Source organism: Fluviicoccus keumensis (genome assembly GCF_004217445.1).
Classification (GTDB): domain Bacteria; phylum Pseudomonadota; class Gammaproteobacteria; order Pseudomonadales; family Moraxellaceae; genus Fluviicoccus; species Fluviicoccus keumensis.
Genome location: NZ_SHKX01000014.1, coordinates 128422 through 142224, shown reverse-complemented (window position 1 = coordinate 142224; position 13803 = coordinate 128422). Strand labels below are relative to the sequence as shown.

The 13803-nt window shown below is 65.2% G+C and carries 14 protein-coding genes; 3 read left to right on the top strand and 11 right to left on the bottom strand.

Annotated elements, in window-relative coordinates; translation table 11 throughout:
• Positions 1-36: 36 nt before the first annotated feature.
• Together EV700_RS13900 and EV700_RS13895 are read right to left on the bottom strand one after the other, a co-directional pair.
• Positions 37-1989 carry a site-specific recombinase gene (locus EV700_RS13900; protein ID WP_130414839.1) on the bottom strand — a complete coding sequence of 651 codons (1953 nt, stop codon included), beginning with the start codon at positions 1987-1989 and terminating at the stop codon, positions 37-39.
• A 120-nt stretch (positions 1990-2109) separates the two neighbouring features.
• On the bottom strand, positions 2110-3090 hold the full coding sequence (locus EV700_RS13895) for an oxygenase MpaB family protein (protein WP_165391487.1): 981 nt from the start codon (positions 3088-3090) through the stop codon (positions 2110-2112).
• Positions 3091-3168: 78 nt separating this feature from the next.
• Between EV700_RS13895 and EV700_RS13890 the strand changes: the two genes are divergently transcribed.
• Complete coding sequence (locus EV700_RS13890) at positions 3169-3789, top strand: TetR/AcrR family transcriptional regulator (protein WP_207224690.1); 621 nt, start codon at positions 3169-3171, stop codon at positions 3787-3789.
• A 145-nt stretch (positions 3790-3934) separates the two neighbouring features.
• Entirely contained in the window at positions 3935-5068 is a 1134-nt protein-coding gene (locus EV700_RS13885; protein ID WP_242610275.1) for a tetratricopeptide repeat protein, read from the top strand.
• Between the two features lie 15 nt (positions 5069-5083).
• Here EV700_RS13885 and EV700_RS13880 read toward each other — a convergent pair whose 3' ends face one another.
• The 7 genes from EV700_RS13880 to leuA all read right to left on the bottom strand — a co-directional run bounded on the left by EV700_RS13880 (position 5084) and on the right by leuA (position 11449).
• Entirely contained in the window at positions 5084-5704 is a 621-nt protein-coding gene (locus EV700_RS13880; RefSeq protein WP_130414833.1) for a flavin reductase family protein, read from the bottom strand.
• Positions 5705-5757: 53 nt separating this feature from the next.
• Positions 5758-6297, bottom strand: a complete 540-nt coding sequence (locus tag EV700_RS13875; RefSeq protein WP_165391486.1) for a lipocalin family protein — start codon at positions 6295-6297, stop codon at positions 5758-5760.
• Positions 6298-6391: 94 nt separating this feature from the next.
• Positions 6392-6889, bottom strand: coding sequence for a TPM domain-containing protein (locus tag EV700_RS13870; protein WP_130414828.1), 498 nt, complete (start codon positions 6887-6889; stop codon positions 6392-6394).
• Between the two features lie 2 nt (positions 6890-6891).
• Positions 6892-7731 (bottom strand): TPM domain-containing protein, encoded by an 840-nt coding sequence (locus EV700_RS13865; RefSeq protein ID WP_207224689.1) that lies wholly within the window; start codon positions 7729-7731, stop codon positions 6892-6894.
• On the bottom strand, positions 7728-8345 hold the full coding sequence (locus EV700_RS13860; RefSeq protein ID WP_130414825.1) for a LemA family protein: 618 nt from the start codon (positions 8343-8345) through the stop codon (positions 7728-7730). The genes EV700_RS13865 and EV700_RS13860 overlap by 4 nt, the downstream gene beginning before the upstream one ends.
• Before the next feature lie 55 nt (positions 8346-8400).
• Positions 8401-9600, bottom strand: coding sequence for a fatty acid desaturase family protein (locus tag EV700_RS13855; RefSeq protein WP_130414823.1), 1200 nt, complete (start codon positions 9598-9600; stop codon positions 8401-8403).
• Positions 9601-9763: 163 nt separating this feature from the next.
• Positions 9764-11449 (bottom strand): 2-isopropylmalate synthase, encoded by a 1686-nt coding sequence (gene leuA / locus EV700_RS13850; protein ID WP_130414821.1) that lies wholly within the window; start codon positions 11447-11449, stop codon positions 9764-9766.
• Between the two features lie 402 nt (positions 11450-11851).
• On the opposite strand from leuA, the gene EV700_RS13845 reads away from it, so the two are divergent.
• Entirely contained in the window at positions 11852-12316 is a 465-nt protein-coding gene (locus tag EV700_RS13845) for an Lrp/AsnC family transcriptional regulator (RefSeq protein WP_130414819.1), read from the top strand.
• A gap of 3 nt (positions 12317-12319) precedes the next feature.
• On the opposite strand, the gene urtE is transcribed toward EV700_RS13845, so the two are convergent.
• Positions 12320-13015, bottom strand: coding sequence for an urea ABC transporter ATP-binding subunit UrtE (gene urtE / locus EV700_RS13840; protein WP_130414817.1), 696 nt, complete (start codon positions 13013-13015; stop codon positions 12320-12322).
• Between the two features lie 14 nt (positions 13016-13029).
• The gene (urtD, locus tag EV700_RS13835; protein ID WP_130414957.1) at positions 13030-13803 is read right to left on the bottom strand and encodes an urea ABC transporter ATP-binding protein UrtD; all 774 of its coding nucleotides are present in this window, start codon (positions 13801-13803) and stop codon (positions 13030-13032) included.

The window sequence follows — 13803 nt, the reverse complement described above, 5'->3', positions numbered from 1 at the left end:
TGTCGTGCTGATGCCGTCACCGGACGGTTGGCGCCGCTACTCCGAGGGCGGCCAGAAGAAATCACGCGAGCGGCACACCAGCCGTTGCCACAGCAGCCGCGCCAGCGCGCCCCACTCGCGGAAGCGCACGCCGCGTGCGCGCATGGCCACCAGCAACGCCAGGCTGAAACTGACCAGCACGTTGACAATGCCGATCAGCCCCACCCCCAGCAGACAGGTCAGGAACACCGGTAACGGCACGCTCAGGTCCGGTGTTAACGCGGCAAAGGCCAGGTTGGCGGTGGAGAAGGTGACATGGCGGATATCCACCGGCAGCCCGAAAATGATGCCCAGCGTGCCGATGCTGCCCAGCATCAGGCCGAAGTAGAAGTTGCCCGCCAGCGCGCCCAGATTCTGTTCCAGATAGCGCCCCAGCCGTTGCCGTCGCTGGCCCGACAGCCATTGCAGGCCGGGGTGTTGCTCAATGCGCGCCGCCAGTTGCCGGTACACGGCGCGATTGTCGTAATAACCGGAAATCAGCCCGGCCAGGAACAGGCAGGCCCCGGCAATGGCGGCGTGGAACAGCGCCAGGCTGCGGAAGGGGTCCAGGTCAGCCAGCAGCGCCTGCGCCTTGGCGGGCGTGGCCAGCGGCTCCCCACCCTGCAGCCACCACCAGGCCAGCGCCGCCGCCACGGGGAAGGCCACCAGCACGTTGCCCGCCACGGCAATGAACTGGGTGCGGAAAATGTTCACCGTCAGTTCGGCCAGTTCGTGCAGGTTGTGGCGGCCCTTGACCGGGCGGTCGAGCGTGGCGGCCAGGCGGGCGGCGGTCATGGCCGGTTGCTTGGTGGCAATGGTGAAGTGCAGCAGGTGGATCAGCATGAAGCCAAGCGCGTAGTTGAGGCTGTATAGCAGGGCGTGGCCGAACAGCGAGCCGTTGACGCCGGTCGCCAGCACCTTCAGCAGCGCCATGAAGCCCACGATCAGCCCCGCGCCCATCGCCGAGCGCAGCATGCGGAAAAAACCGTGGCGGTCGGTGGTCACGTAATGGTCGCCGGTTTCCCCGGCGTGTTCGGTAACCCGCAGCGCCAGCAGGCGGGTATTGGCCGCCGCCAGCGCCCGCACGCTGCCTCGCCGCGCTTCGGCCTGCACCCAGTGGGGCAACAGGTTGCCCAGCGCGGCCCCGGCGGCGGCGCGGTCGCCGGTCAGCAGGGCCAGCACCTCGTCCAGCCGTTGCAGGTGCTGTTCCAGCCGTTCCAGCAGATAGGTCAGGCTGATGCTGACGCCGCTGCGGCCGATGTTGCGCCGCACGCTGAGCAGGACGTCCCGGCATTGCTGCACCAGTACCGGCAAGTGCTTTTCGTCGGTGGGCGGTACGCCGGGCTGGTCCGGGGTGGCGTGATGGCTGCGCACATAGTCGGCGACTTCCCGGTTCAGGGCCAGGAACGGCGAGTCGTGTTCCTCGATGGCGGGGTGCACCTGCACCAGTTCCGGCTCCAGGCCCATGGCGGCAATCCGGCAGGCCAGCACCGCCAGCGCGTCCAGCAGCGGCATCTGCACCGCTTCGCGCAAGTCCTGTCCCGGCGGGGCCAGCCAATCAAACAGCGCCTGCCAGTTTTCGGGGCTGACCTGCAACAGCCAGTCGGGGTCGTGCGCTTGCGGGAAGAAGGTGATCAGCTGGTCCTTCAGGTCATGCGGTCGGCGCGCGGGCGGCAACAGCTTCCAGCCCAGACGTTGACCCAGCGCGGTGAAGAAACCTTCGCTGCCAGGCAAGCCGCTGTCGGTGTACAGCGGCACCTGCTTGACGCTGTCCAGATGCCGTTGCAGGGCGTCGCGGGCCATGGCGGCCAGCGACGGTTCAGCCTGCAACCGTGTCAGGGTTTGCTGCCAGTGGGCGTTGACGCCGGGGGCGTCGGTGCGGCGGGCGGCGGGGCGGAAGGCGTCCGCCAGCAGCCGCAGGATGTCTTTGGGGGGAAGGTCGCGCCAGGCGTCCGGAAGGAAGGGCGGCATCGGGCGTCTCCGGGGTGCGGTGGGACGGGACACTGTGCCCGGTGCATCCGCCGCCGGCCAGCCCGGGCCTGTTGCAAAAACGCTGGCTTTTCGTAAATCCCGCGTTCCGCCGGTTCCGGGTCAGGACATCTGGAGCCGGGCCGCTATCTTGTCCGTGAGCCGCCGTCGTGAGCCGGCCCCCGCCCGCCGGTAGGCCGTCTTGATTTCCTTCAGCCGCCCGCCCAGCTCCCGCGCTGCCTTGAAGATGCCCTTCAGGGCGCGGATGCGCGCTTCCGCCACCAGCGGGTGGCCCCGGTCGAAGGCGATCAGCCGCTGCACTTCCGGCGGCTGCAGTTCCAGGATGGCCCACTGGAACATGTCGGGAATGATGCGCCGCAGCCGGTCGTGCTCCACGCCCTGGATGATCGCCACCTGGTAGGTTTCCAGATGGTCCGGGGTTTTCAGCCGGGGAAATTCCGCGCGCAGGCAGTCCCACACTCCCTGTTTCGTGGCGGGCAGGTCGCTGCCGCCCAGCGCTTCGCCGATGCGGACGAATTCGCGGTAGAAACGGTCGATGCCGCGCGCATCCAGCGGCTCGGGATGGTATTTGGCGTGGGTCGTGGCGAAGGCCCAGGCCAGCGAGGCATAGTTCCAGCGGAAGATCTGCGGATGATCGGCGTCGTAGACCAGTCCGCCCGCACTCGCGCCTTTCACCCGACCGTGCATGGCGCGCACCGTGCGGCACAATTTCTCCGCCACCTCGGTGGGGCCGAACACGCAGCCGAGGAAGAAGCTCATGGTATGGCCGCGCCGCACCAGGTTGCCGCTGACGCTGAGCCGTCCGGTGGACTGGCCCTGCGCGTCGCGTTTCCAGACGCGGGAATGGTCGTTGTTGGCGGCCTCGGTTTCCGGATAGGTGGACTCGATGGCCGCCGCCACGCCCAGCGCCAGCAAGGTCACCTGCTGATGGTCGAAGACCCGCCAGATGGCGCTGTCCGGCCCGAACCAGCCGCGGTCGCCGGGCGGGCTGTCGAACTGCACGCCGGGGAAGTAGGTGCGGCGGACATCGCGCTCATAGAGTTCGTCAAAGAACCAGTCCAGCGGGTGGCGCGGGTTGATCATGGCGGGGCCGCTCATTAATTACATTTTGTAAGTTTCTGTCTGTAAGTTACTCTCGGCCAAGCCGTCTCGCAAGGGTTGATGATGAAAAAAGATACCGTACCGGTCCGCCAGCGCATGAGCGCCGCCGACCGCCGCGCGCAATTGCTGGACGCCGCCCGGCGGGTGGCGGATGCCGAGGGTTTCGGCGCGGTCAGCATCGAGCGCATCGCCGCCGAGTGCGGGGTGACGCGGACGCTGATCTACCAGCAGTTCACCAGTCTGGCCGGTTTGCTGGAAGCGCTGGTGGACCGGGAATTCGCGCGCGCCAGCCATGCCTTCCTCAAGGCGGTGATGCCGTCGTCGCCGGACCAGCAGGACCGATTCCTGGCGGCGATGGCGGGGGTGTTGCGGGCAGTGGACGAGGACCCGGCCACCTGGCGGATGTTCCTGATGCCCTCGGAGGGCGGGCCGCCGGAGCTGTACGAGAAGCTGGCGCAGGGCCAGGCGCTGACCCGGCAGTATTTCACGGCGCTGTTCGCCTCGCTCAGCCCGGATACGCGGCTGCACGCCAGCCCGGACCCGGAGCTGACCATCCACCTGATGCACGTGATGGGCGACGAACTGGTGAAGCTGCGGCTGCGCGATCCGGCGGTCTATACCGTCGAGCGCCTGCTGGCGCAGTTCAGATGGATTGCCGGGGAGGCGCTGGGGCGACGCTGACAACGGTGCGTCCATCCGAATGTGCCCCGGATCAGGTTTTCGGATTCCGGGCATTGCGGGCCGCGGTCGATTCGCGTAATTTCCCTTACAACCCGCGCGTGAAATGCGCTCCCGATTTCTCATTTTCAAGGAAAGGAATACCCACGTGTCCACGGCCAATACCCCTCCCAGCAAAAGCACCGCCTATCTGCTCTGGTTCTTTTTGGGCGGTTTGGGGGCGCACCGTTTTTATACCGGCCGCAAGGGGTCGGGTATCGCCATGATGTTGCTGGGGCTGTCGTCCGCAGGGGCGCAGGGCAAGATCATCCTGATCAGCCTGCCCTTGGCTCTCTGGTGGTTTGTGGATGCCTTTCTTATTCCGGGGATGGTCCGCGACGCGGCCGCCAACGTGGAAGAGGTCGACCCCGGCATCAATCCCGATGATGTCGCCGAGATCCAGCGCCTGCGCGATCAGTATCAGGGAGCGGCCGAGCATGGGGACACGTCCGGCGCGCTCATGGCCTCCCTGAAGTTGCTGGGCTTGCTGGAACAGGTCTATGGCCAGGAGTCCGTGGACGTGGCCGAGGTCTTGTTTGACCGCGCCGAACTGTTGCGGCGTCAGGGCCGGCTCTCCGAGGCGCTCTCGACGGCGGAACGAACCCTGGCCATTCTCCGCAACGCCGGCAACCGTCTGGGTGAGGCCGCCTGCCTGAACATGTTGGGGGAGCTGCATGCCGGGTTGAAGCATCAGGTCGAGGCGCTGGCGTGCCACGAAGCGGGTCTGGCCTTGCTGGCCGGCGATCCGGCGGCGAAGGGCAGTGCGCTTTATGTGCACCTGCTGAACAATCTGGCGGTGTTGCATGATCGCGATGACCGGCCCGATCAGGCGCTGGGCTTGCTGGAGCAGGCGTCGGCGTTGCTGGGCAAGCTGCCGGCGGACGAAGCAGGACTCAAGGCCACCGTGTTGTGCACCCATGCCAATGTGTTGCGCGACCTGAAACGTTTCGAACAGGCGGATGGGTATTACGAGCGTGCGTTGCTGCTGGCCAGGAAGGCGCCGGCGAATGCCGTTGCCCTGGAAGCGGATTTCCGGGATGAACGCGCGCAGATGTACCGGATGATGGGGCGGATGGACGAGGCGGAGCAGGAGCTGGCGCAGGCAAAGTCGCTGCGCGGCGGCCTGCACGTGGTGCGCGAGGATGACGCCGCGCCAACGCCGGCGGTTGCCCCTGGTCCGGTGCTGAACGAGTCCGGGATGATCGAATTTTCCGGGAGCGCCGCCAAGAAGACGGCGGACTGACGGCGCCGCCCCCGCTCAGCGGTTGGGTTTCAACGCGCTGTAAGGCACGCGCGACATTTCAAAGCGATCGCCGGTGCGGCAGTACCAGGCCGGTGATCCCATCCTGCCCACCGGCGTGAAGCCGGGAACATCCAGCCCGGCGGCCAGGAATTCATCCGCTACATTCATCATCACTACTTCCCCGATCAGCAAGGTGGAATTACCCAACGGCTGTGAACTGTGCAGTCGGCACTCCAGGCTGGCCCTGGCTTCCGCCACCACGGGCGCGCCCAGGCATTGCGACGGGGCGGCGTGCAGTCCGGCGGCGGCCAGTTCGCTTTCATTGGCGGGAAAGTCGGTGGCGGAAATGTTCATGGCGCGGATCAGGTCTTCGGTGACCAGATTGACCACGAATTCCCCGGTTTCCAGGATGTTGCGGGCGGTGTCCTTCGGGCTGCCGTCCTCGCGCTGGCCGACGCTGATCAGCACGTACAGCGGGTCGCTGCTGACGATGTTGAAAAAGCTGTACGGAGCCAGGTTGATAATGCCGTCACGGCCCAGGGTGGACACCCAGGCGATGGGGCGGGGCACCACCAGGCTGGCGGCGAGGCGGTAGTTGTCGCCGTGGCTGTAGTCGCGGGGGTTGAAGTGCTTCATGGTGATGGCTTTGGTCTCGGGGACGGCACTATAGTGCAGGAGAGGGCCTGTTGTCAGGATGGGGTTTTGACGCCGACCGGCGTGCGGCGGAGCTTTTCAACCGGGAAGCCCTGGCGCGCGGCGCGTTGGATAATCTGCCGGTACACCTCGTCGCTCATGACCGGTTGCCGCGACAGTATCCACAGGTAGTCCGTTCCGGCCATGGAAACGGCGGCGTGGCTGTAATCGTCCGCCAGATCCACAATCCAGTAATCCGCCTTGAACATCGGCACCCAGCTGAGCCAGCGGCTGTCCGGGCGCACGCGCCACCGGGATCCGGAGGCATCCTGCAACTCGCCGCGCGCCTTCAGGCTGAAGGCTTCGCCGCTGCTCTTGCGGCACCAGTTGGTGATGAGGACCCCGTCCTTCCCCAAGCTGCGATATTCGGCGCGAACATCGCCCGCACAGGCTTTCTGGAACGTATTGGGAATTCGCGCGATTTCAAACCACTGCCCGCTGTAGCGTTGCAGATCGACCGCCGCCACCGGCCGGGGCAGGGCGGCGGCGGGCAGTGACAGCAGCAGTAGCAGCATCAGCGGACGGATAAAGGCCATGACAGGCGCTCCGGAAAAGCTCATGCCGCTACTGTAGACCCGAACGCGCCCAGGTCAACTGTACAGGACAAAGGGGCTTTTCAGCGCCGGAGCGTCAGAGCACCACCGCCACGTCCGGCAGTTCGTTGGGGCGCGGGCCGGAGGCGGGAAAGTGCCGTTGCAACAGCGCATTGACGGCGCGGATGCCGCCGGTGACCGCCGCTTCCACATCCCCGGCGCGGAATCCGGCTTCCATGTCCCGACAGATGGCGGCCCAGCCGTCATCGCCGACACGGGCATGTATGCCCCGGTCGGCAAGGATCTCCACCGCCTGATCGGCCAGCAGCACATAAATCAGCACGCCGTTGCGGTCGTTGGTGTCCCAGATGCGCAGCAGCGAGAACACGTCCAGCGCCCGCTGGCGCGGACTGAGGTCGCGGCGCAGCGCGTGGTTGTCCAGCGCGCCCTCCACGGCGAAGCGCACTTCACCGCCGTGTACCGCCTCGCCGGCGCGGATGGCCTGCTCGATGGCGTCCAGCCGGGCGCGGGGAAAGGCATGTTGCAGATGCAGGCGGCCCAGCCGCCGATGACGGAACCAGCGTCCCCAGTTCATGATTACCATCTCCCCGAAGCGCCGCCGCCGCCGAAGCCGCCGCCGCCTCCGCTGAATCCACCCCCGCCGCCGCTGCCAAAGCCGCCACCGCCGCCCCAACCGCCGGAACGCAGGCTGTCGCCGAACAGGGCGAAGAACGCGGCGGCCAGTCCGGCGATGACCGCCATCGGGAACGCGCCGGTGACAAGCCACGCCAGTCCGCCGACCAGCCCGCCCGCCACCAGGGCGCCGGTCAGGTTGCCGAGCAGGGCGCGGAAGAAGCCGCCCGCCACCATGGCGATGGCGAAGACAACGAGAAAGCCTTGATCATGCGCGCGGCCTGATGAACCTGACGGCGGGGGCGGCAGCGGCTCGCCGTCCGTCACCCGCATCATGCGGTCCAGTCCGGCGCTGATGCCGCCGTAAAAATCCCCTTGCCGGAACAAGGGGGTAATCACCTCGCTGATGATGCGCTTGCTGACCGCGTCGTTCAGCGCGCCTTCCAGCCCGTAGCCGACCTCAATGCGCAGCGTGCGGTCGTTCTTGGCTACGATCAGCAGTGCGCCGTCGTCCACGTTCTTGCGCCCCAGCTTCCATTGCTCCACCACCCGCAGGCTGAATTGCTCGATGGTTTCCGGTTCGGTGGTCGGGACGATCAGCACGGCCAGCTGGCTGCCCTTGCGTTGCTCGAAGGCTTGCAGCGACTGTTCCAGCGTTTGTTGTTGCTCGGCGCTTAACGTGCCGGTGAGGTCGGTGACGCGCGCGGTCAGCGCCGGCACGGCCACCTCGGCGGATGCCGCCCACGACCAGCAGGCCAGCCACAGCAGCAGCCAGACCCGCAGCGGCGCGGCGATGCTGCTCACTGGGCGGCTCCGGCGGGCGCGGGCGGAGTGCTGAAGTCCACTTTCGGCGCAACGCTGATCGCCTTCTCGTTTTCCACGCTGAAGTTGGGTTTGGTCTGGAAGCCGAAGGCCTTGGCGGTCAGGTTGGACGGGAAGGAGCGCACGGTGACGTTATACATTTCCACCGCCTTGATGTAGCGGTTGCGCGCCACGGTGATGCGGTTTTCGGTGCCTTCCAGCTGCGCCTGCAGGTCGCGGAAATTGGCGTCGGACTTCAGCTGCGGGTAGTTTTCGGACACCACCATCAGCCGCGACAGCGCGCCCGACAGCTCGCCCTGCGCCGCCTGGTATTTGGCAAAGGCTTGCGGGTCGTTGACCAGCTCCGGCGTGACCTGGATGGAACCGACCTTGGCGCGCGCCTCGGTGACGCGGATCAGGACGTCCTTTTCCTGGGCGGCGTAGCCCTTGACCGCGCCGACCAGGTTGGGGATCAGGTCGGCGCGGCGCTGGTACTGGTTGACCACTTCCGACCAGGAGGATTTGATCTGTTCGTCTTCGGCCTGAAGGGTGTTGTAGCCGCAGCCGCTCAATTGCAGGCCGAGCAGCAGCACAATCAGGATTCGCCAGGATTTCATGCGGGTTTCTCCGTCAACATGGGGGTTCACGGATGAACACTAGCACAAATCACGGTCAGAGCGTGGTGGCGGCGCCTTTCGCACCACTGGAATCGACACTGGCGCGCCGGTTGCCGGAAACCGAGGCCTGGCGCGGCATCGAGGCCTTGCCGACCATGACATCGACGGTCTTCTTCAGGCGCTTCCACACCGATTCCTGCACATAGGGAATGCCGTATTTTTCGCACAGGGCCTTCACCTGCGGTTGCAGGCGCTGGTACTCGCTCATCGGCAGGTCGGGCCAGATATGGTGCTCGATCTGGTAGTTCAGCCAGCCGTGCAGGAAATCGTTGAGGTCGCCGCCGGTGCGGAAATTGGCCGAGCCGGTGATCTGGCGCAGGTAGAACTCGCTTTTGCTGTTGGCCTGCGATTCGAACAGGATCAGGTCGTCGCCGGTATGGTTGGGCGCAATCACGATGAAGCTGTGGATATTGGTGAAGATTTCCGCCAGCAGCGTGTTCAGCCAGACATTGACCGCGCCGATCGGTCCCAGCGGCGACAGCGTGAACAGCAGCGGGATGGCCCCGAAGCGCAGCGTCAGGTAGGGCAGGAAGCAGCGCGTCCACAACTCGCGCGCTTCCGGGGTCAGCGGGTTCCAGTATTTCAGCTGCGCCAGCGTGCCCGGCTGCCGCACTTCACCCGGCGCCAGCGTCCGCGCCAGACCCATCGACTTCAGCGTGTTCGGCGCGTAATAGAACGGTTTCCACGACACCGCGAACAGCCCGACCACGGCATAGCGTAGCGGCATCGGCAGCTTCGAGTCGCGCAGCCATTCCAGGTTCAGTTCCACTTGATCGGGATCGGCGGCTTCGCCCAGGTTGTAGTGGTGCAGGCGGTTGTGCTCGTGATCCCAGGCGGCGGGGTCCATCCAGTCGGCCCAGTCCAGCCAGCGGCGGAAACCCTTGGCGAAACCCTTCGAGGTGTAGCGCGCGGGAATGCCGGGAATCTTGTCATAGCCGCGGTGCAGCACCGGGTGGGCGATGTTGGTCCAGCGGTTGACGTTGCCCAGGCTGATCAGCAGGGCGGATACCGGATTGGGGATGATCCACGCCGTACCGTAACCGGCGGCGGTGCACAACCGGCCCCAGCGCTCGATCTTTTTCAGGTGCTTGAAGTCCTTGTCGCCCAGACGTTCGTTCGCGGCGCGGCGCAGCGCCATCAATTCCTGGGTGAATAGTTCCACGTCCACATCGTGGAGCTGAAAGGGGGTATGCATGCGGCGGTACCTGATCGAGACGGCGAAGGGTGAGGAATGCTCACAAAAGAGTCGCCAGGCAGGACCGGCACGCGAGGGTGAGAAATTCGGGCGCGATTGTAATGGAACCGGGCCGCCGTGCGCTGGCCCGATCCGACTATTTTTTGTGTCCGGCGCGGGGCGCTCAGCCCGCCATCGCCATGACGCCGGTGCCAAGACGCCCGACGCCGTTCACCAGCGCCTTCAACGACGCGGTGATGATATTGCCGTCAGTGCCCACCCCGTAGACCGCGCCGGTCGCGCCCGGCCGCACGATCTCCAGGAAAGCGCAGGCCCGCGCATCGCCGCCCTCGGCGCTGGCTCCCATCGACCGCTCCTCATAACTGCGCACCTGCACGGGAATGCCCGCAGCCTGCAGGGCATGCACCGCCGCGTCAATCGGGCCGTTGCCGTGGCCGGTCAGCACCCGCGTCATGCCGTCGATTTCCGCCACCAGCCGGATGCCCTGGCCGCTGTCATGCTCGAAGAGATGGTGCTCGCGGTAGACCACCGGCCCCGCCGGTTGCAGATACGTCCGGCTGAACAGGTCCCAGATATCCGCCGCGCTGACCTCGCCGCCGTGGGCGTCGGTATGCGCCTGCACCACCGCCGAGAATTCCACCTGCACCCGGCGCGGCATCACCACGCCATAGCCGGTTTCGAGCAACCAGGCCACGCCGCCCTTGCCGGACTGGCTGTTGACCCGGATCACCGACTCGTAGCTGCGGCCAAGATCGGCGGGATCGACCGGCAGGTAAGGCACATTCCAGACCCCGTCCGCCGCCTGCGCCGCGAAACCCTTCTTGATGGCATCCTGGTGCGAACCCGAAAAGGCCGTGAACACCAGATCGCCCGCATAGGGATGACGCGGATGCACCGGCAACTGCGTGCAGTGCTCCACCGTGCGGATGACGCTGTCCATGTCCGAAAAATCGAGACTCGGCGACACGCCCTGCGTGTAGAGATTCATCGCCAGCGTCACCAGATCGACATTGCCGGTGCGCTCGCCGTGCCCGAACAGGCAGCCTTCCACCCGGTCCGCGCCCGCCATCACCCCGAACTCCGCCGCCGCCACCGCCGTGCCGCGATCGTTGTGCGGATGCAGGCTGAGCACCACGCTGTCACGCCGGGCCAGGTTACGGTGCATCCACTCGATCTGGTCGGCATAGACATTCGGCGACGCCACCTCCACGGTGGCGGGCAGGTTGAGGATCACCTTGTCTTCCGGCGTCGCCCCCCAGGCCGCCGTCACCGCATCACAGACCTCCTTCGCGAAGTCCAATTCCGTCGCCGTAAAGGTTTCCGGGCTGTATTCCAGTTGCCACTGCGTCTCCGGCTGCGCGGCGGTCAACTGCTTGATCAGCGTCACCGCCTCCACCGCCATCCGCACCACCTCCGGCCGGCTCATGCCGAACACCACCTCGCGGAACGTCGGCGACGTCGCGTTATAGACATGGACCACTGCCCGTTTCGCCCCGCGCAAGGACTCCACCGTCCGCCGGATCAAATGTTCCCGCGCCTGCGTCAGCACAATGATCGTCACATCCTCCGGAATATGGCCCTCCTCGATCAACGACCGCACGAAATCGAAATCCGTCTGCGACGCCGACGGAAACGCCACCTCGATCTCCTTGAACCCTATCGCGCACAGCATCTGGAACATCCGCAACTTCCGCTCCGCATTCATCGGCTCGAACAGCGACTGATTGCCATCGCGCAAATCCGTACTCATCCAGATCGGCGCACGATCGATAACCTTGTTCGGCCAGGAACGGTCAGGAAGATTCACCGGCGCAAACGGGCGGTACTTGACGGAAGGATTCGACAACATGGCGGCAACTCCGGGAAAACGGTTTCAATGAAGGCAGAATACGGCACAAGAAAGGGCAGGGGATTGCGAAGTGAAGGGATAAAGACAACAATAAAGGCAGAAAATTGCCATAAATGATAAATATTGGCAATATTTAAAGAAGTGGCGGTCCGCAGCCAACTGTTTGAGCCACCATGCAGGGAACGAAGGGATGGAAGCTGGGCGGTGGGACGGAGAGCTCCCGGTGAGCGAGTTTTGGCGAAGGACGCGGTTTTTGCCTTCTTTTTGCCAAGACAAAAAGAAGGGCCCGCGGCAGGCGGGATGAAAGCATTAACTTAACCGAAGAAGTGTTCTGCCCCGAACCCCCCACCCCTCCGGGGAGCCCCCCTGTTCCACAGGAGGGCGTAACAGCAGGAGCCAAGCATGAATCTGGACCGCTACGACCGCCTCATCCTCCAAACCCTCCAGGAAGATGGCCACCTCAGCAACCAGGACCTTGCCGACCGCATCGGCCTCACTCCGTCCCCCTGCCTGCGCCGCGTCAAGGCGCTGGAAGAGTCAGGCCTCATCACCGGCTACCGCGCCCTGGTCGACGCCCGCAAGCTCGGCCTCACCCTGATGGCGCTGATCCATATCTCCATGGACCAGCACACCCCCGAACGCTTCAACCACTTCGAAGCCCGCATCGCCGATATCCCGGAAGTGCTGGAATGCCTGCTGATCACCGGCCAGTCCGCCGACTACCAGTTGAAGGTGGTGGTGAAGGACATGGACGCCTACCAGGAACTGCTGCTGAACCGCATCACCCGCATTCCCGGCGTTACCGGCGTCCATTCCAGCTTCGTGCTGCGCCACGTCGTTGACCGCACGGCGCTGCCGGTGGGCTGAACGCTACACGCTCAGGTATTCGGCAATGATCCCCTCGTTAAGGTCGGCAATCGGCCCTTCCGCCACCAGCCGCCCCTTGTCCATCAGGTAGAAATCGCTGGCCACCTGCCGGGCGAAGGGCAGCTTCTGTTCCACCAGCAGCACCGTCAGGCCGTGCTCGCGGTTCAGGCGCTTGATCACCTCACCGATCTCGCGGACGATGTTCGGCTGGATGCCTTCGGTCGGTTCATCGAGGATCAGCAGCTTCGGGTCGAGGATCAGCGCGCGGGCAATGGCCAGTTGTTGCTGCTGGCCACCTGAAAGATCGCCGCCGCGCCGGTGGCGCATCTCCTTCAGCACCGGGAACATCTGGTAGATGTGCGCGGGAATGCCCTTGGCCTTGTCCGGCCGCGCGCCCAGCGAGATCTGCAGGTTTTCCTCCACCGACAGCAGCGAGAAGATTTCCCGGCCCTGCGGCACGTAGCCGATGCCGGAACGCGCCCGGTTCTCGGTGGCCAGCTTGTGGATGGGCAGGCCGTTGAACTGGATCTCGCCGGTCTTGACCGGTAGCAGCCCCAGCAGGCATTTCAGCAGCGTGGTCTTGCCGACGCCGTTGCGCCCCATCAGGCAGGCGCAGGAGCCTTCGCGGATGTTGAGGCTCAGGTCCCAGAGAATATGGCTCTGGCCGTAGAACTGGTTCAGGTGTCGTACCGACAGCATCGCGTTTCTCCCTCTTATTCGCCCAAATAGACTTCAATGACCTTCGGGTCTTGTTGGATCTGGTCCATCGTGCCTTCCGCCAGCACCGAACCCTGGTGCAGCACCGTCACCTTGCGTGCGATGGAACGCACGAAGGCCATGTCGTGTTCCACGACAATCACCGAATGCCTGCCCGCCAGCGACACCAGCAGCTCGGCGGTGCGTTCGGTTTCCTCGCCGGTCATGCCCGCCACCGGCTCGTCCACCAGCAGCACGCGCGGGTCCTGCATCAGCAGCATGCCGATTTCCAGCCACTGCTTCTGCCCGTGCGACAGGCTGCCCGCCAGCCGCTCGCGGTGGCCGCTCAGGCGGATCAGTTCCAGGATTTCGGCAATGCGGTCGCGCTGTTCGCCGCTGATCTTGAAGAACAGGTTCTTCCAGGCGCGCTTGTCGCTGGCCATGGCCAGTTCCAGGTTGTCGTAGACGCTCAGCTGCTCGAAAACGGTAGGCTTCTGGAATTTGCGGCCGATGCCGCCCTGGGCGATCTGGTGCTCGTCCAGTTCCAGCAGGTTGATCAGCTGGCCGAACCAGACCTCGCCGCTGTCGGGGCGGGTCTTGCCGGTAATCACATCCATCATGGTGGTCTTGCCCGCGCCGTTGGGGCCGATGATGCAGCGCAGCTCGCCCTCGTCGATGTACAGGTTCAGCTTGTTCAGCGCCTTGAATCCGTCAAAGCTGACGCTGACATCTTCCAGATAGAGCACCGGGCCCTTGCCGGTATCCAGCGGCAGCTCGCCGCCCTGCGTCAT